The sequence below is a fragment of the Bartonella sp. CL436QHHD genome, from assembly GCF_042195105.1.
Classification (GTDB): domain Bacteria; phylum Pseudomonadota; class Alphaproteobacteria; order Rhizobiales; family Rhizobiaceae; genus Bartonella.
On record NZ_JBHINR010000001.1, the window covers coordinates 136,229 to 155,348 of the forward strand.

General features: G+C 36.5%; 15 protein-coding genes. 4 read left to right on the forward strand and 11 right to left on the reverse strand.

Annotation, left to right across the window (positions count from 1 at the left end; all coding sequences use genetic code 11):
• Positions 1–39: 39 nt before the first annotated feature.
• The 11 genes from ACFIKN_RS00560 to ACFIKN_RS00610 all read right to left on the reverse strand — a co-directional run bounded on the left by ACFIKN_RS00560 (position 40) and on the right by ACFIKN_RS00610 (position 13,229).
• Entirely contained in the window at positions 40–2,985 is a 2,946-nt protein-coding gene (locus tag ACFIKN_RS00560; protein ID WP_375657747.1) for a bifunctional [glutamine synthetase] adenylyltransferase/[glutamine synthetase]-adenylyl-L-tyrosine phosphorylase, read from the reverse strand.
• Positions 2,986–3,062: 77 nt separating this feature from the next.
• Positions 3,063–4,445 (reverse strand): ATP-binding protein, encoded by a 1,383-nt coding sequence (locus tag ACFIKN_RS00565; RefSeq protein ID WP_375637409.1) that lies wholly within the window; start codon positions 4,443–4,445, stop codon positions 3,063–3,065.
• On the reverse strand, positions 4,442–5,128 hold the full coding sequence (locus ACFIKN_RS00570) for a response regulator transcription factor (RefSeq protein ID WP_273791552.1): 687 nt from the start codon (positions 5,126–5,128) through the stop codon (positions 4,442–4,444). The genes ACFIKN_RS00565 and ACFIKN_RS00570 overlap by 4 nt, the downstream gene beginning before the upstream one ends.
• A 73-nt stretch (positions 5,129–5,201) precedes the next feature.
• A complete protein-coding gene (locus ACFIKN_RS00575) occupies positions 5,202–6,713 on the reverse strand; it encodes a Do family serine endopeptidase (RefSeq protein WP_273791551.1) in 1,512 nt (503 codons plus the stop codon).
• Positions 6,714–6,927: 214 nt separating this feature from the next.
• Positions 6,928–7,338, reverse strand: a complete 411-nt coding sequence (locus ACFIKN_RS00580; protein ID WP_375637410.1) for a cytochrome c-type biogenesis protein CcmH — start codon at positions 7,336–7,338, stop codon at positions 6,928–6,930.
• 1 nt (position 7,339) lies between these two features.
• Positions 7,340–9,319: a heme lyase CcmF/NrfE family subunit gene (locus ACFIKN_RS00585; protein ID WP_375657748.1), complete on the reverse strand. Its 1,980-nt coding sequence runs from the start codon at positions 9,317–9,319 to the stop codon at positions 7,340–7,342.
• Between the two features lie 7 nt (positions 9,320–9,326).
• Entirely contained in the window at positions 9,327–9,806 is a 480-nt protein-coding gene (gene ccmE, locus ACFIKN_RS00590) for a cytochrome c maturation protein CcmE (RefSeq protein WP_273791548.1), read from the reverse strand.
• 77 nt (positions 9,807–9,883) lie between these two features.
• Positions 9,884–10,654 (reverse strand): tetratricopeptide repeat protein, encoded by a 771-nt coding sequence (locus ACFIKN_RS00595; RefSeq protein WP_273791547.1) that lies wholly within the window; start codon positions 10,652–10,654, stop codon positions 9,884–9,886.
• A gap of 233 nt (positions 10,655–10,887) precedes the next feature.
• Positions 10,888–12,306, reverse strand: a complete 1,419-nt coding sequence (locus ACFIKN_RS00600) for an ATP-binding protein (protein ID WP_375637412.1) — start codon at positions 12,304–12,306, stop codon at positions 10,888–10,890.
• Entirely contained in the window at positions 12,306–12,971 is a 666-nt protein-coding gene (locus ACFIKN_RS00605) for a response regulator transcription factor (RefSeq protein WP_375630861.1), read from the reverse strand. The genes ACFIKN_RS00600 and ACFIKN_RS00605 overlap by 1 nt, the downstream gene beginning before the upstream one ends.
• A 21-nt stretch (positions 12,972–12,992) precedes the next feature.
• Positions 12,993–13,229, reverse strand: a complete 237-nt coding sequence (locus ACFIKN_RS00610) for a hypothetical protein (protein ID WP_273723886.1) — start codon at positions 13,227–13,229, stop codon at positions 12,993–12,995.
• 343 nt (positions 13,230–13,572) lie between these two features.
• Here ACFIKN_RS00610 and ACFIKN_RS00615 point away from each other — a divergent pair, with 343 nt between their 5' ends.
• The 4 genes from ACFIKN_RS00615 to ACFIKN_RS00630 all read left to right on the forward strand — a co-directional run bounded on the left by ACFIKN_RS00615 (position 13,573) and on the right by ACFIKN_RS00630 (position 18,188).
• Entirely contained in the window at positions 13,573–15,723 is a 2,151-nt protein-coding gene (locus ACFIKN_RS00615) for a transglycosylase domain-containing protein (protein WP_375630862.1), read from the forward strand.
• A gap of 17 nt (positions 15,724–15,740) precedes the next feature.
• Positions 15,741–16,337 carry a DUF1214 domain-containing protein gene (locus ACFIKN_RS00620; protein WP_273791544.1) on the forward strand — a complete coding sequence of 199 codons (597 nt, stop codon included), beginning with the start codon at positions 15,741–15,743 and terminating at the stop codon, positions 16,335–16,337.
• Complete coding sequence (locus ACFIKN_RS00625; protein ID WP_273791543.1) at positions 16,330–16,869, forward strand: hypothetical protein; 540 nt, start codon at positions 16,330–16,332, stop codon at positions 16,867–16,869. Before ACFIKN_RS00620 ends, ACFIKN_RS00625 begins: the two co-directional genes overlap by 8 nt.
• 533 nt (positions 16,870–17,402) lie before the next feature.
• The gene (locus ACFIKN_RS00630; protein ID WP_375645729.1) at positions 17,403–18,188 is read left to right on the forward strand and encodes a DUF1499 domain-containing protein; all 786 of its coding nucleotides are present in this window, start codon (positions 17,403–17,405) and stop codon (positions 18,186–18,188) included.
• Positions 18,189–19,120: the final 932 nt, after the last annotated feature.

Sequence of the window (19,120 nt, forward strand, 5' to 3'; positions counted from 1 at the left end):
AATGGAATTAATAATTTTTATTATTCTTATAGAATTATTTTAATGTTTCATGATTTTTGTAAAAACTGAACAGACCAATTGCCCAGTTTCTGCAATTAATTTTTCAACACGAAGCAAATCAGGTTCCCCAACACTATTTAACAAAAGGTCACTTAATCCAGGTGGCATGTCATTGGGATCAAGAGAATCATTTAAGCAAAGCCGTATAATTTGACTCAAATTTGTATAAAGACGATAGGCATAATGTAAATCAGCAATACATGACTGATTAAGAAAACTGTTTGGTAAGTGATCTAAAATATCCGCTGTCGTCGCTCCAATTTGAAACTCAATGACATGCGTAATAAGAGAAAATTGAGCAATAAACTCCAAATCCATAATGCCACCAGACATCGTTTTTAAATCCCATTGATTTTTTGGCGGCTTTTCTTTTGCAATCAAGGAACGCATTTCACACACTTCTTTTGCAACTTCCTTCTTATCACGAGAAATAGCAATAATTGCACACACTTCATTTTCTAGCTTTTGTAAAAAATCAGGATCTCCTGCAATGCCTCGAGCCCTTGTTAAAGCAAGATATTCCCATATCCATGCTTCTTGGCGATAATACTTTTTAAAAAATGGAAAAGAAACAGCAATAGGTCCTTTATTGCCTAACGGCCGTAACCTTAAATCAACGACATAAAGAACACCTTGGCTTGTAAGAGTGGATAAAGCAGAAACGAGGCGCTGTGCTAAACGCGTATAATATTGAGAAATATAAAGAGGCTTTTCTCCATCAGATATTTCTGCATCATCATCATGTTCATAAAGCAAAACGAGGTCAACATCGGAATCTGCTGTTAATTCACGACTTCCAAGTTTCCCCATACCCAATATGCCAACACGCCCCCCTTTAATACGACCATGAAGACGAGAAAACTCCTCTTGAACGGTAGCAAATGTTTTTGTAATCATAAGATCAGCAAGTGCAGTAAAAGCAAAACCCGCTCTTTCTCCTGTAATTGCACCATTCAAAATTCGAATACCAATCAAAAAACGTTGTTCATCTGCAAAAATCCTTAAATGGTCAAGAATCTCCTCATAAGAAAGAACATTTTCAAGAAAATATTCAAGCCGTTTTTCTAAATACGTTTTTGTTGGTAATTCTGAAAGAATATTTGGGTCTAACATTCCATCAAAAACGTGGGATCTGCGTGTAATAATTTCTGCAAGACGTGGAGCAGCACCCATAATAAGGACAAGCATATCCAAAAGAGAGGGATTAGACTGCAAAAGACTAAAAAGCTGAATTCCTGAAGGTAAGCCCTGTAAAAAACCATCAAAACGCAACATCGCCTCATCAGCTCGTTTTGTCCCACCAAAAGCTTTCAAAAGAGCTGGTGTTAATTCCGTTAATCTCTCGCGTGCTTCGGCTGATTGCGTTGCTTTATAACGACCAAAATGGAGCGTGCGCATAATACGACAAATATCACTTGCTCTTTCGAAGCCTAAACGGCTTAACGTTATTAATGTCTCCGGATCATCTTCTTCACCGGTAAAAACTAAATTACCAATTTCTAAACCAAGTTCTTGCTCATTCTCAAACAGTGCTGCATAATGTTTTTCAACAACCTGAAGTGTTTTTAATAAATCACGGATAAAACTGCTACTGTCTTGATAACCCATTAAATAGGCAACACTTGTGAATTGAGCAGTATCATTTGGAAGAAGATGTGTTTGTTCATCGAAAAGCATTTGAATACGATGTTCCACATTTCGAAGAAAAGCATAACTTTTTATAAGGCTATTTCTCGTTTTCTCACTGATCCAACCAAGCGTGTGAAGTTCTGCTAACATTGCAACTGTCTGACGTCCACGTAATTGAGGAAAACGTCCACCAGCAATGAGTTGCTGTGTCTGAACAAAAAACTCAATCTCACGAATACCACCACGACCTAACTTTATATTATGCCCATAAGCTGCAATTTGACCGTAATTTTTATGCGCATGAATTTGACGTTTGATCGAATGAATATCAGCAATAGCAGCATAATCTAAATATTTCCGCCACACATAGGGAAACAGCTCTTTGAGAAAGTTAAAACCTGCCCTCTTATCACCAGCAACTGGACGTGCTTTAATCATGGCTGCTCGTTCCCAATTTTGCCCACGCCCTTCGTAATAACGCAATGCAGTCCTTACTGGTAAGGCCAAAGGGGTTGAACCTGGATCTGGACGAAGACGAAAATCAAGACGAAAAACATATCCTTCCGCAGTGCGTTCTTGAATGATACGGATTAATCGGCGTACCATTTTAGAAAATACGTCAACACTTTCAGAAAGATTACCAATATGAGGTGATGTTTCATCAATGAAAACAATAAGATCAATATCAGAAGAATAATTAAGTTCCCCTGCTCCTAACTTTCCCATCCCTAAAATAATTAAACCACAGTCTTTTTCTGGATTCTCACGGCTTAATAAATTGATCTTACCATGATCATGCGCTTCTCTTAATAGAAAACGTAGTGCTACACTTAATGCTGCTTCGCCCAAACGTGTCAACCAAGCACATGAAACTTCGTAAGTAAAAACACCTCCCAAATCAGCTAAAGCAATGAGAACATGCGCTTCTCGTTTTTTGCGCCTTAAAGCAGCCATCAATGAAGTTTCATTTATAGTTTCATCCTTATCGATAGCCGTAATATCATCTATAATTTCGCTCAGCCTTGTTTCTATATCAACATTTAATAAAGCACTAAGATATGATGGATTGGCAATTAAAACCTCACGCAAAAAAGGAGATAAGGTCATAACCGAACTGATAAAATCAATCTGCGTTCCACTCTCTGAAATGATGGAAGTAAGCGATTCTAAACCTTCTTTCCTTGCTTGTTCTTCCATGTCTTTTAACCATTGGGAACTACTTTTATCGAGAGGGCATAAAGGGAGAAGCTGTGTTTTTAAAAAAGCTTGTTTCGTCTGCGCTCCCTTGAAAAGCATTTTGCTTTCCTTTCTATTGCTTTATACTTTTAAAATAGTTGTTACGTATGAAAAGAGAAAAGTGAAGAAAAATATCTTTAAGGAAATAACAAAATAGCCCTAAGCCCTGGATTTGCATTTTCAAGTAACAATTCACCCCCGTGAAGCTTCATAACTGCTTTTGCTATACTTAACCCAATCCCAAACCCAGGTTGTGTGCGGCTTTCTTCAAGACGAACAAATCGTTCTGTCACTTTTTCACGTTTATCCTCTGCTATTCCTGGTCCATTATCGCTCACAACAACTAATAAATGTTCATCACGATATTCCATTGATAAGCAAACCTCCGCTTTCCTTTCACCTTTAGAGGCATATTTAATGGCATTATCTATAAGATTAAAAATTGATTGTGCAACAAGCTCACGATTCAACTTAAGCTCTTTATCAAATATATTCCCCAACCGAAGTAAAACACCTGACTCTTCAGCAAAAGGTTCGTAAATCTCAACAGCATCCTCAAGGATCAGTTTCATATTCATCATTTCAAGATGCTCAATTGCACTGCTGGCCTCAATACGTGAAATCATTAAAATTGCATTGAACGTACAAATAAGTTGATCTGATTCTGCAATAACCCTATCAAGGACCTGACGATATTCAAGCTTTGTCTTATTTCCTGAAAGTGCTTCTTCAGCACGATTTCTAAGACGCGTTAACGGCGTTTTCAGGTCATGAGCAATATTATCTGATACTTGACGTAAACCAATATTTAACTCTTCAATGCGGTCTAACATAACATTAAGATTGGTTGACAATCGATCAAACTCATCCCCTACTCCAGAGACAGGTAAACGCCCACTGAAGTCACCATCCATCAAGCGCTGTGATGCAGCCGTTACATGATCAATCCTTTGTAAAGCTCTCCTGCCAACAAAAAACCATATGAGTAAAGCGCCTCCAACCATTGCAGCAAGTGCAATGATCACAGCTTTGCGAATAACAACAGCAAAACGTTCTGGCTCATCCAAATCACGTCCTATAAGAATCTTCATAGCATTAGGTAAATCAACAATAACCGCCAAAGCGCGATGTTCACTTGTTTTGCCATGTTCTCCAAAACGGGAATATAAAAAAGAGGTAGAAATAAAACCACTCTGATTCAAAAGACCTAATTCAATACGTGCTACATTTCCTGCTAAAATACGCCCCATAGAATCCGTGACAAGATAAAGAAATGCTCCTGGTTGTCTTGAACGATAATCAATAGTGCGCATTAATAAGGATAATCCCCCATAATTATAAGCATTTTCAATATACTTTAATTCTTCATGTAAAGCCTGTTCAGTTTGCTCTGTTAACAATGAAGCAGAAAATGCCGTCATATAAATAGAAAGTCCTGTTGCCACCAATCCAAACAATAAAATGTAAAGTGCTGAAAGCCTTAGCGCCGTCGTGCGCATTATATTAATCAAACGATTCATGCTTTGTTATCTGGTACTTTTAGCATATATCCAGCTCCACGCACTGTATGGAGAAGGGGAACATCAAAATCTTTTTCAATTTTGGCTCTCAAACGGGAGATATGGACATCAATGACATTCGTTTGTGGATCAAAATGGTAATTCCAAACATTTTCCAAAAGCATAGTGCGTGTAACAACCTGCCCGGCATAACGCATCAAATATTCAAGTAAACGAAACTCTCGTGGTTGCAATAGAATGTTTCTATCACCTCGTTTTACCGTATGTGCTAGCCGATCAAGCTCAAGATTACCTACACAGTAAACAGTTTCTGCTTCTTTAGGATTTTTCCGCCGTTGTAAAACTTCAACACGCGCAAGAAGTTCAGAAAAAGCATAAGGCTTTGTCAAATAATCATCTCCCCCTGCACGCAGCCCCGTTACACGATCATTAACTTGCCCTAAAGCAGACAGGATAAGAACCGGTGTTTCATTGCCTTTAGCGCGCAATTCAGCAATAATAGAAAGACCATCACGATGTAAAAGCATTCGGTCAACAACCATAACGTCATAATTTTCCGTGGTTGCTAAAGCATATCCCGTATCCCCATCATAAGCAACATCAACGGAATGCCCTACTTCCAAAAAAGCTTTTTCGAGATAATGCCCCGTCTCATGATCATCTTCAATAACGAGTATCTTCATAAAACGTATCTCCATTATTTTATTATGTTGTAGGACAAATATTTAATAAACATTTGTCCTACAAACTAAAGCCTTACTTTTTGAAAATTGGAAGAGCAACAAAACGATTTTGATCATTTGTCCGCACTTGTAAGAGTATAGCCTTTCGTCCTAACTGCTGAGCATTTTTGATTGTGTTAATAATATCAGAGACTCGTTTAACCGGTTTATTATTTACTGTCACAATGACATCACCAGGGCGTATCCCTTTATCTGCAGCATCTGAATCGGTATCGACATCCGTTACGACAACCCCTACACCATCATCAGAAGGCATAACAATCAGACCATAATCTTCCAATGTTTCATCTAAATCACTCTGTCCATTTGAATATTTTGAAGTCTCTTTCTTACTTTCATCTTCAGACATTGAAGCGAGTTTAACCTTGATGCTCTCCTCCTTACCTGATCTCCAAATCCCTATGGTTACCATTTCTCCTGGTTTAATATTTGCAATACGTTTCGCCAGCTCACGCGCATCAGCAATTTTTTCATTATTCACTGAAATAATTACATCACCCGCTTTAATACCAGCCTTTTCTGCCGGTCCTTTTAACGGATCAGTAACCAAAGCACCTTTGGCTTCTTTCAAACCTATTGAATCGGAAATCTCCTTTGTTACCGGCTGAATCTGAACACCTAACCAACCACGTTGAACTGAACCTTTTTCAATAAGTTGTTGTACAACCTGTTTTACAGTCGCAGCCGGAATAGCAAAAGCAATCCCAACATTTCCTCCAGAAGGAGAAAAAATTGCTGTATTAACCCCAACAACCTTTCCATTAAGATCAAACGTTGGACCACCAGAGTTTCCTCTATTAACAGCAGCATCAATCTGAATAAAATCATCGTACACACCAGTGCCAATATCACGTCCACGTGCAGAAACAATACCTGCTGTCACAGTTCCACCAAGACCAAATGGATTCCCAATGGCAACAACCCAATCCCCAACACGAAGCTTTGAATCATCACCAAAATCAACATAGGAAAATTTTCTTTTATCATTCACTTTTAGTACGGCAAGATCGGTTTTGGGGTCTTTCCCAATGAGCTTTGCATTCAATTCTGTACCATCATCAAGAACAACAGTATAACTTGTTCCATCAGAAATCACATGATCATTGGTCACAATGTAACCATCAGATGAAATAAAAAAACCCGATCCAAAAGCAACAGGACGGAGTCTCTGCGATTGGTGCGGAAATTTATTTTTAGGTTTATCAAAATCATAAAACTCTTTAAAAAATCTTTTTAAAGGATGCTGATCTGGTAATTGATCAAGTCCTGGACCACTAAAAAAGTTGCTAAAGAACCTATCTTCTTTCTTTTTATTGCTCTTTACTTGTACTGCTACAACGGCTGGTTTCACTTGAGCAACAATATCGGCAAATCCCTGTTGTTGCATTAACGAAGTAAATACAGAACTTGCATGAGCCTTTGTCATCCACAAGCTTGATGTACATCCACTAAAAAACAGTGCACTTTCCAATATCGCAGAAAAACTCACTGCGACAAATGTTTTAAAGAAAGCCTTTTTAACCATTTACTCTATGCTCCTATTCAATCATACCTTTATTCCAATTCCGACCACTTATAAAATACCAGACCTTACCGTTTTCTGTCTAAATTATTAAAGTTTTGTAAGGTTTCAGTATTCCCTAATATAATTACAATAAGATTGTATGCTCATTGCAAATGATCTGATTTCTTTTATGTAACATCTTTTTTAATGCAATGACATTTTTGACTGTTCTTTTTCATTCACATAACGCATGATTATTCCGTTTGAAGTGGAAAAATATGATACTTATGCCAGTGATAATAATGATCAAAGGCGAGAACCATAAAAACCAAGTTATTTTATTCAATGGTGGCTCCAAGAGAATAAATTCACCATATCGCTCAACAAGAAAGTCAGTGACTTGCTGATTACTATAGCCCATTTTTAGCCTTTCCCGAATTAAAAGCCGTAAATCACGTGCTAAAGCAGCATCTGAATCATCAATTGATTGATTTTGACAAACCGGACAACGTAAATGCGATGAAATATGGCGTGCTCGCGCTTCAAGAATCTTATCCTTTAAAATCTCATCCGGCTCTACTGCTATTGCTAATTGAAAAGGAAACGTTGCAATTAAAAAAAATACAATCCAAAGAATTTTTTTCATCTCAATGTCTTTTCCAAAAATTTAAAGCAAGCACTACCCTATTGTACATGCCAATGCGAAACCAATACCCCAGAAGAGAAAGACATCCCCCCATAGCCATCATGAATGCCCCTAACCAAATACATATTACATAAGGCTTCCACCATACGTGCACAACAAGACCACGATTATCGATATGTCCCGGTACAATATATAGCTGCGATAAGCCATGATTTTTCAGACCAACTTCTGTTGTTGATGTATTTTGACTTGAGTAAAATCGCTTTGAGGCTGTTACATGACCCACAATGTTTTTATTTTCATATATTTTAAAATAAAACTCCATTGTCGAATAATTCGAACCAACCCCATCATACACTGCATCAAAATGAAGCGTTTTATCCGCTATCGTCACCCTATCCCCTATGTTCATGATTAAAATACGTTCTTGCCCAAAACTTGCCACACAAACAATACCAAATAGTGTAACGCCTAATCCCATATGTGCTATTGCTGCACCAAAAGTAGACCATGGCAATCCAAGAAATCTCTTAACGCGTACTGAAAAAGCTCTCTTGCCATATCCACTCTTTCCCCATAGATCCGCTAAACTGCCTAAAAAAACAAACGCTGAAAGCCCAATCCCTAAAACTGCAAAAATATCACGCACAGATGCCGCATAGAATATTATAAAACAGACGATACCAACGAATACAAAAACAAACCATAACCGTTCAAAAACTGCAAGAAAATCACCGCGTTTCCATGCCATCATTGTCCCAAACGGAACAAACAACAACAGCAAAACCATTAGCGGTCCACAGGTAAGGTTAAAAAAAGCAGCCCCTACAGAAATTTTTTGCCCAGTTAATATCTCAATAAAATAAGGATAAAGCGTACCAATCAATACTGTTGCTGTTATTGTTGTAAGTAACAAATTATTTAAAACAATAAACCCTTCACGTGAAATTGGTTGAAAAAATCTTTCTGTTTTTAAAATAGGGGTGCGCAAAGCAAAAAGAAAAAAAGCCGCTCCTGTAAAAAAAAAGAAAAGCGCAAGCATTGCTTGCCCCCGTGCTGGATCAACAGCAAAACTATGAACAGAAAGTAAAAGCCCAGAACGCACAAGAAAAGTTCCCATCAGAGAAAGGGAAAAAGTAAGCAGCGCTAAAAACAAAGTCCAACTTTTCAATATTTCTCGTTTTTCGAGAACAAGAGCAGAATGTAAAAGAGCCGTTCCTGAAAGCCAAGGCATAAACGAAACATTTTCAACAGGATCCCAAAACCAATAGCCGCCCCATCCTAGCTCATAATAAGCCCAATAGGAGCCAACCATAATACCCAATGTCAAAAAACACCAAGAAAGTAAAAGCCACGGACGAATTCCACGCGCCCAAATTCTATCAACATGTCCCATAATCAATGCCGCAACGGCAAAAGAAAAACAAAGTGAAAAACCAACATAACCTAAATAAAGTAGCGGTGGATGAATTGCTAATGCGATATCTTGTAAAAGAGGATTGAGACCATTTCCCTGCAATGCTGGTGGATTCACGCGTAAAAATGGATTGGATACAAAAAGAATAAATAAAAGAAAAGCAGTTGTAATCCAACTTTGGCAAATTAAAACAAGCGTCTTAAAATCTTCTGGCAAATGTTGGCTAAAAAAAGCCATCAATGCGCTAAAAAAAGCAAGACTTAAAACCCATAACAACATAGAGCCTTCGTGATTTCCCCAAACACCTGTAATTTTATAGAGCATCGGTTTTTCTGAATGAGAATTCTCAACAACGTTCAAAACAGAAAAATCAGATACGACATAAGCATAAATTATCACTAAAAAAGATAAAAGTAGTAATGTAAAAGTGATATATGTTAGAGGAACAGCTGTTTGCATTAACAAACGCTCTCTCCACCAAAAACCTAAAGCAGGTAAAAACGCCCCTAATAAGCTTACTGAAAATGCTGCAGCTAAAAAAATATGACCCAGTTCGACAAGCACAATCGAATTATTTCTCCATAATGTAATGTTTTTTCAAACGATCAGCTGTTTCTTTAGGCATATAAGTTTCATCATGTTTTGCTAAAATACGCATCCCTATAAAAAAGCCCTGTTTATCGAAATGCCCTTCTACAATCACCCCCTGACCTTCACGAAAAAGATCCGGTAAGGCACCATTGAAAACCACTTTTTCATGTTTTTTGTTATCCGTTACAAAAAAAATAACGCCTCTCTCTCCAACATATTGAACGGTTCCCTTTTCAACAAAGCCACCCAAACGCAAAGGGCGCTCCGTTAAAATATCTTCTCTTGTAATTTCAGAGGGCATTCTAAAAAAACTGACCGCATGACGCATTGCATACACTATGAGACTTGCTGCAATTGTCATAACCAAACAACATAATAATATGATCAGTAAGCGCCTTTTTTTTCGCTGCTCTAAAATAACCTTCCATGAGGCAGAACTCTTTAAAGATTGACTGTTCATAGACACTCTGCGAAAAAAGTTTAAATACGTTATAATTAAGTATCAATATTTTATTTTTTAAGAGCTTTGCACATCTTCTACATAGGTGCAAGATTTCTTTTCTCTGTATGCTCACTCGATAAATCACGTAACTGAATCATCATTTTTTTAACACGTGATTGTCCTGAAAAATTTTCAGGCATTGTATCAAGAAAGCTTTGTAAAAATTGCACTGCCTGCGCAGTTTTTCCTGCTTGATGCAATGCATCGGCCAACAACAAACGTGGATAAAAATCTGTTGGGGCTAAATCTGCTGCTTTTTGAAAGGCATTTTGCGCTTCTTGCGTTATCACCCCCCCTTCATAACCAACCAATGCTAAACCGTATCCGACAAGCCTTGGAGCTGTTTCTCCATTCAAACGAAGTGCATCTAAATAAGTATTCACAGCTTCTTGAAAAAGGCTTTCTTCGAGATACCCTACCGCTAACGCATCTGCTAGCTTGCCATCGTGAGGTGCACGGAAAAAAAGCACTTGTAAACGAATAAGCTTTTCTTGCTTACTGAGAGTTTTAGGATCCTTATCCATTAATTCGCTAAAAAAATAACTTTTCACTTCTGGATTGCCTGTCAGCCCATAAATACTCCATGTCATCAGAAGAACAAACAAAATACTCAAAGCCTTAAGAATATTTCTTTTTTTATAATTCATATAAAGCTTGTTAAACTCAATCATACGCTTATGGCTTCTATAACCATCTACGGTTTCAACTGTCCATTCTTTCTTTATCTCATCGTCAAAACGTAGTGAAAGAAAAAGAATACTTGCCAGAAAAGTCAGAAAAAATGCTGCAAAAATTAATAAGAGCATATCGTTTTTTTCCAATACGAACAGAGAATAACTCGCTTACATTTTATCCTCTTCATAAGAAGAGTGATGTGAATTAATAAAAATTCATTTTTTCATGGAGAATATTATAAATATCTATCATATATATCAATTAAGCAAAGAAACTAAAAACAATGTTTCCCTACTCTTTATGTATTGTCTAAAATACTGCTTTATAAACTTTATAGACATTTCTTGCTTAAGAAGAAAATATGTTATTCTCCCATCTTAGGTAACAAAACTTTTGCATACAATCCACCCAAATCAGAACGTGATAAAAAGAGATTGCCACCATATTCACTGACCATATCTGAAACAATTGCTAACCCTAAGCCTGCCCCTAGTTTACTTTCATTAAACCGCCGCCCTCTTTTTAATGCTTCATCAATTTTGTCTTCTGTTAAACCAGGACCATCATCTTCTACAAAGATACTAAAATATTCTTTTTCTTCAACATTTTCTTCTAAACAACAAGAGATCAAAACCTTTGCTCGAGACCACTGAGTAGCATTTTCAATCAAATTCCCTACAATTTCTTCTAAATCTTCCTTCTCTCCAGAAAAAACAATATCATCAACATCCATAATAAATTGAATTTGTTTTTCAGGATTAAGCTTTTTCATAACCCGCACCAAACGTTCAAGCACACTGCGAACAGACGTATGATAGACAATACTATCGCATTGTGCTGCAATCCGTGCACGCTGAAGATAATGATTGATTTGAGCTTGCATTATTTGCGTTTGCTCTCTCAACAAACAAGCCTTTTCTCCGCGCATCTTATCTGTCTCATTCATAATCACGGATAGAGGCGTCTTCAATGAATGCGCGAGATTACCAACTTGTGTGCGAAATCGCTCAATAATACGCTGATTATTATTAATGAGAGCATTCATCTCTTGTACAAGCGGCATCACTTCGCTTACTAAATCCGTATTCACATAATGAACTCTTCCTTCGCGAATATCATTCAATGCGCGTCGAATAAGCTTCAACGGTTGAAAACTAAAGAAAATAATAGCAATATTAATAAGAACACTCCCGATACCGAAACTCCAAAGAAAAATTTGCAAAGTTCGCGTAAATTCCTTTACCTGGGCATGAGCTTCATCGATATTCCCAACAAGCCGAAAACGTGCAATATGATTTTTATTATCAAGAACAACATCACTCTCAATCACTTGTAACTTTTGACCATTGTTCCCCGTTATCCGATAAGAGCGAAAGAATTTATTGTCAAAAGGTATATCAACATCACTTGGTGTAAATATCTCGCCTGTTCCCAATGAGGGGGATGTCAATCTTCCTTTTAAATTATGGGATATCGCAACAACTTCCCAATACCATCCTGTTGTTGGATCAGAATAACGAATATCATCAATCCCAGCCCCTCCTATCAAAGTACCTTCCGATGACACCGTCACTGTTGCAATAAGACTGTAGAGTTGAGCAGAAAGGATACGCTCTAGGCTTTGTTCAGTTGAACGCTTATAAAATAAAATACTTACTGCAGAAATCGATAAAAGAGAAATAACAACCCATAATGTTGATAAGATCATAACACGTAAACTGAGAGATCGAGTAATTACAAAAAAGAACCTCCTACACCAATTATTCTCTTCAAAAACATTCATTAATCACCTAGCATTCTCACGCGATACCCCATTCCTCGAATAGTTTCAATCAAATCCACTCCAAGCTTTTTCCGTAACCGACCTACAAAGACTTCCACCGTATTCGAGTCCTTATCAAAATCCTGATCATAAAGATGTTCTGTAAGCTCTGTTCTTGAAATGACCCTGTCACAATGATGCATGAGATACGAAAGCAGTCTGAATTCATAAGATGTTAGTTTAATCAATTGACCATCTACAAAAACACGAGACGTCTTTGTATCCAACAAAACATTTCCGCAACATAATGCACTTGTCGCATGTCCCGTAGTGCGACGAATTAATGCTCGCAAGCGCGCCATCACTTCCTCCAAATGAAATGGCTTCACAACATAATCGTCAGCTCCAGCATCAATACCGTGCACCTTATCAGACCAACGGTCTCGCGCCGTTAGCATTAAAACAGGCATGGAGAGCCCTTCTTGACGCCACTTTTCAACAACACTAATACCATCAATCTGCGGTAAACCTATATCAAGTATCACCGCGTCGTAAGACTCTGTGCTCCCTAAAAAATAAGCTTCTTCACCATCGAAAGCACTATCGGAAACATATCCTGCACGTCTTACAGCTTCTGCTAATTGATGGTGAAGATTCCGATCATCTTCAACGATTAAGATACGCATCACAACACCATCTGCCAAAAACTAATCAGCAGGAACAAAAAACTCAACACGACGTAACTTTTCACCATTACGGGCTGGTACAACAACTACAATTGCACACATGTCCTTTCCATCCTGAACAACCGGTTTTGAACGGACGAGAACCCCGCTCTCTTGCGCGGCAGCCTTCTTACCTACTTCAGCACACCCAGAAGCTAGAACAGAATCTGCTCCTAAAAAAGCTGCTATTATTACGAACAAGAATTTTTTTTTCATCATAAATATTTCAATAACCCATCTCTTCTCCTTGATAAAGGATAAAAGAAATAATGGTTTTTTTTAGTCGATTTAAAAATCACAAATGGAAATAATTTATCCTCTATCTTACAGAAGAACATATTAACATTACTCCAAATTTTTAAAAAATCAAAAAAATATTTTTAATAATGAGAATAAAATTTATTCAATAAAATAATAAAATATTAATACACTATCTTACGAAAAATGAATAATTCTAAAATAAACTCTTTCTCTGTTAGCACTATAGCAAAAAAATACTTCTACTCCATATAATTATTGTAGATTTGTTTGGTTGTATTTCTTTGCCATAGGCTCTCTTTAAATGTTTGATTTTTTTAAAAAAAAGAAAGGGCAACATCGTAAGCCATTTCACAGTCCTGCTCTCATTGAATTAGACGCACGATTAGACACAGCGCTTTATCACATTCGTTCTGCTAACAGTTTTTTCTGGAAAAAGGCAAAAATCGTCTCACAAAATTTTCATCTTCAAGGATGGAAACGTTTTATCGTTGAAGTTCTCGATGAAATACTGACATTAGGGTTGATGGGATTTACTCTTTTCACTATTTTGGGCATTTCTGTTTTTGAAGTGACCAAAACAGATTGGTCTTCTCCTAAAAACTTTTCCATTCTTTTTCTAGATCGCTATGGAAATTCCATTGGGCACCGTGGTGCACTGCCGGCGATCTCTGTCCCCGTTGAAGAAATGCCTGACACTGTTATTAAAGCGGTTCTCGCTACAGAAGACCGTCGTTTTTTTGATCATTGGGGCATTGATTTTCAAGGACTTACACGGGCAATTTCACAAAATATGCAAGCTAAAGGTGTGGTGCAAGGTGGTTCAACTCTCACACAACAATTGGCTAAAAATTTATTTTTAACAAACGAAAGAACCATAACACGTAAAATCAAAGAAGCTTATCTTGCTCTTTGGCTAGAAGCAAATTTTAGCAAAAAGCAGATTTTACAACTTTACCTTGACCGGGCCTATATGGGAGGAAACAATTTTGGTATTGCCGCAGCAGCAAAATTTTATTTTGGAAAAAACATACGTCATGTCTCTTTAAGTGAATCTGCTATGTTAGCAGGACTCTTTAAAGCTCCAACAAAATATGCTCCTCATAGTCATCTCTTTGCGGCTCAAACACGTGCCAATATCGTCCTTTCTAATCTTGTTAATAGTGGCTTTATGACGAAGAGCCAGATTATCAATGCGCATCGCCACCCTGCTAGGGCACTTCCCCAAATAGAAAATAATCAGCCTGATTATTTTCTTGATTGGGCATTCGAGGAAGTCAAAAAAATGCGCAATCAACTTCCAAGCCATAGTTTAATTATTCAAACGACTCTTGATCCAAATATTCAAAAAGCAGCAGAAGAATCAATTGCATATCATTTACACCAGTATGGTCAACAATATCGCGTAACACAAGCTTCCACTGTTATACTCGATAATAACGGTGCCGTATGCGCAATTGTTGGAGGACAAGATTATAAAAAGAGCCAATTTAACAGAGCAACACAAGGCGGACGACAAACTGGTTCTTCATTCAAACCTTATGTTTACGCAACCGCACTGGAACACGGACTTTCTCCCTCGACAATCGTTTTAGATGCTCCGATCAATTGGGGAGGTTGGACACCAAAAAATAATTCGGGCCGTTATTTGGGGAAAATTGATTTAGCAACAGCTTTAGCTTTTTCTATTAATACAGTCCCTGTGTATCTCACCTATCAATATCTTCACCGCGATACCCAACCTATCATAGATCTCATCAAGAATATGGGGATTAACGCGCATATTTTATCACACAAAACGATGGTTCTTGGCACTTCCAACATGACCCCCATGGATCAAGCAACTGGCTTTAATGTCTTTGCGAATGGTGGGATAGCTGGTAATCGTCATGGGTTCACGCAAATCAGAACAATTGATGGGCATGTGGTATGGGATTTCGAGCATAACGGAAATAAGTTACACCGAGTTCTCAGCAGACAATCAGCTGCTTATATGAACCAAATGATGGTGGGTGTCACAACACGAGGGTCTGGTAAGCGTGCTGCTCTGCCCATGACTCTCGTCGCTGGGAAAACTGGAACATCACAATCCTATCGTGATGCTTGGTTTGTTGGCTTTACTGGCAATTATACTGGAGCGGTATGGATGGGAAATGATAACTTTTCACCGATGAATCGTGCTTTTGGGGGTGGAGTTCCTGCCATGATATGGCAACGCATCATGCTTGCTGCACACCAAAATATTATGCTCAAACAACTCTATGGTGTTAAAGATTCTCTTCTTCCTTATCATCCCCCAATACTTTCCTCCCATGCAGATTCTGAATTTTTTTCCCCAATACCCTCTACGCTTTCTCCTGAAACATTGAATATTGTGCGATTGATTAACAAAGATCTGAAAAAACCATCTGCAATTTCTTTGAAGGTGAAAACAACTGGAGATTCAACATTTTGAATTCAAGATATTCACTGATGTTTTTTAATATCACCATTTTCTTTTTTATCTTCGCTTTTTCCATTTTATGTGGAAAACTGAGTGTCGATTATGTGCTCAATTCCTTTCCTCATTTTGAACGCTTTAGAATTGGAAAATGGAGTGCTTATCCAAAAATGGGAACCGCCAATATGGATCCTTATACCCGCGCCCGCACGACCAAACGAGGCATTGTTTCACTCGGACGCACTGAAGGTCTTCAATTCCAGATTTGGCAAGACAACCAAGGGCGTCCACTCCACCCCCACTGTCATTATTTACTCAAAGGCACCATCCCTGAAACTCGTCTTTTCACCCTTTATACAGCTGACAAATCCCTAAAACCCTATACTTCATCCAAAGAAATACCTTTTGAACTCCACACGAATGCTATTATTTATGAGCATGATGGCTCATTGCGCATCAATATTTCACCTACACCACAAGCTGGCAATTGGCTTGCAACAGTTAGTCAAAAAGAATTCGGGCTTATTCTTACCTTATACGATACCTCAATCATCTCTGCAACGGCATTACAAAAGCTTACAATGCCATCAATAGAACAAATTCCATCAGGACAAATAAATTGTGACTAGATTTATTCATACCGCACTTCTTGCAATCATTGGCGCTATTATCGTTCATATTTGCGTTCTCTTTCTGATCCCCTATTGGACACAAAATAATATATGGACAGCACTTAAAAAATCCGGAGCCCCTTATCAATTTGTTGCTTTTACTCCCGATAATCCTATTCAACAATCTGCTGATCCCCTCTTTCTTCTTAAAGTCTGCAGATTTAATCTTGAAAATGGACCTGTTCATTTAAAAGCTTTGAAAACACGACAATTTTGGTCACTAGCAGCTTACACACACAAAGGAATTATTTTCTATAGCCTTAATGACCGAACAGCCCCTGATAATACACTCGATCTTATTATTGGAAAACCAATACAAATCATAGAACTCAAAAAATCAAAACCTAAAAAAAATGCCAATTCAGTTTTGGTTGCTAAAAATTTGAATGAAGGTTTTGTCATTTTACGTATTTTTGCCCCTTCTTCACTTGCAAAAAAAGAAAATGAAGCTTTTCTTTCATCTGCGACCTGCCGCATATTTTATGAATAAAAACGGAGTAACCTCTCATTTGTACAATACCTTACTTTCTATACAAAATACATGAAGCCTATCAAAATGGTTATCTTTTTTCTCTATTAATTGAATCTTCGAATTCAGATTTATCTGATTATAAATCCCTCAATTTTTTATTGAGATAGAATGAAATCTCTATTGCACATCATCATATCCTATTTGATTACGCATTATCTGACAGAAAAAACTCCCAGAAATCAGAAGAGAAAATCAAGAGTAAAGTTCTAGAAAAATATGCTGCTAACAACCGTAAAACTTGTTATTTGAGTTTACTTCTTTTTATTTACAAACATTCCCATAAAGTTCGCATCAACAACATGATAGACTATAGAAGAAATACTGATTACCTTCAATGAAGTGCTAAAATAACCGCTGAAAACTTATAAGACATTATGCATCCTTGACCTCCAAAATAAGTGCTTTATTTTTGTTTTATGAGCATAAGCTTTTTGTAAGATATGCACTCTGAAAAACTTGGCTTATAGTTTACAATTGAGGGGAAAAACTTCATGAAGAAGAGATATGTTCGGTTCATTTCAAGAGCAGCAGTATGGTCCCCTCGATTTGGTGGATTGTCGTTCTTTGTTTTATTATTTTCAGTCATTTTACAACGTTTTTCCGTCATTAACGTAACCGACTTCATAATTTTGATCGGAATCTCTACTGGCTGTGTGATTATTTCTCTTTTTCTTGCTTTAAAAGCACTTTACAGCTTATGGGTCTATGGAGCCCTAGGGGGAATGAAAGCTTTAAAAGGGATCATTTATTCGGTAATAACGACTACACCATTGATGCTCTTTTTTGGACTTTGGTTTACCTTACCGGCTCTTTACGATATTTCTACCGATACACAAAGCCCGCCGGCTTTTTTTCGCACAATACGTCCCAGCGATGCTTTACCGCTCAAAAGTGTTTTGACTGAACAAGCAACATTACAGATGTCACAATGGCCAGAAATATCGGGGCGCCGTTATGATGGTTCACCTGACCGTATTCGCGAATCTGTTCTCAATGTTTTAGCAGCCTATGATTGGCCTGTTGTGGCTCAACGAGAGTTTAAAGGTGAAGAAAATGCGCTTTATATTGAAACGAGAGCTAAAACTTTTTACCTTGGGTTTATTTCGGATATCGTGATACGCTTAACTGATGAAGGGGATACAACTTTTGTTGATATGCGTTCTGCTTCTCGTTATTTGCCAAGAGATTTGGGGACAAATGCTGCTTTTATTATCGATTTTATGGATGCCCTTGATACGGAAATCGCTTCCCTTCCTCTTTCACAAGACGATGAATAACGATCAAGAGCGAGAGAGAAGACACTTTATTTCACAAAAATTGCTTATTTTTCAATAAACATGATACATAAGCAAACAATCACTTTTCAAAAGCTATAAACTAAAAATTCTTATACAAAAGGATAATATTCTCAAACCTAACCATTCTTGAAATAATGAAAAAGATTAAAAAAATAGGAAATAAAAAACAGAAATATTGATAATAATATTAAAGTCTCTGTATAACTGTAATCAGTAAATATTTTTTAAAGTTTAATATTAAATAAATTATTATAAAACTCATATAAAAAACATTATTATATAAAGATAATAAATAATCATTTTTCATATAAATAACGTATACAAATAAAAACTGTTATAGAAAGTAATATAACAAATATAATGAACAAAAATGTGCTTAAAAACATTTTTTTCACAATTTCTTTGTTACTATAACCTTTAAATTTATACTGTAAAAACATTGCATAGAAAAATATAAATAAAAAACATGTAGAAGATAATAATTCTGCAATAATACGAATAATATCACTCATAAAAAATCCAAATTAAAAATATATAAAAACAATAAACATTAATATATATTATATCATATAAAACTTAATAATTTAAAATAATATAAAAAACGAATTTATTCTTAATTAATGATTTAATTTTAATATTTTTTTCATTACATACCTTAGATACATAATACAATTTAAATAAATATAATTAAACAAAAAATGCAAAAAACAATTCATAAAATATATTAAAAATATAGATAACAAATAAAATTTCCAAATTAATCTATAATTATAAATTAATAATGAATAATCATTGTTCATAGAAATAACGTATATAAATAAAAAATATCATAGAAAATAATATAAAGAACAAAAATATTCTTAACAAAATTTTTTTCCAAATTTCTTTTTTACTATAACCTTTAGATTTAT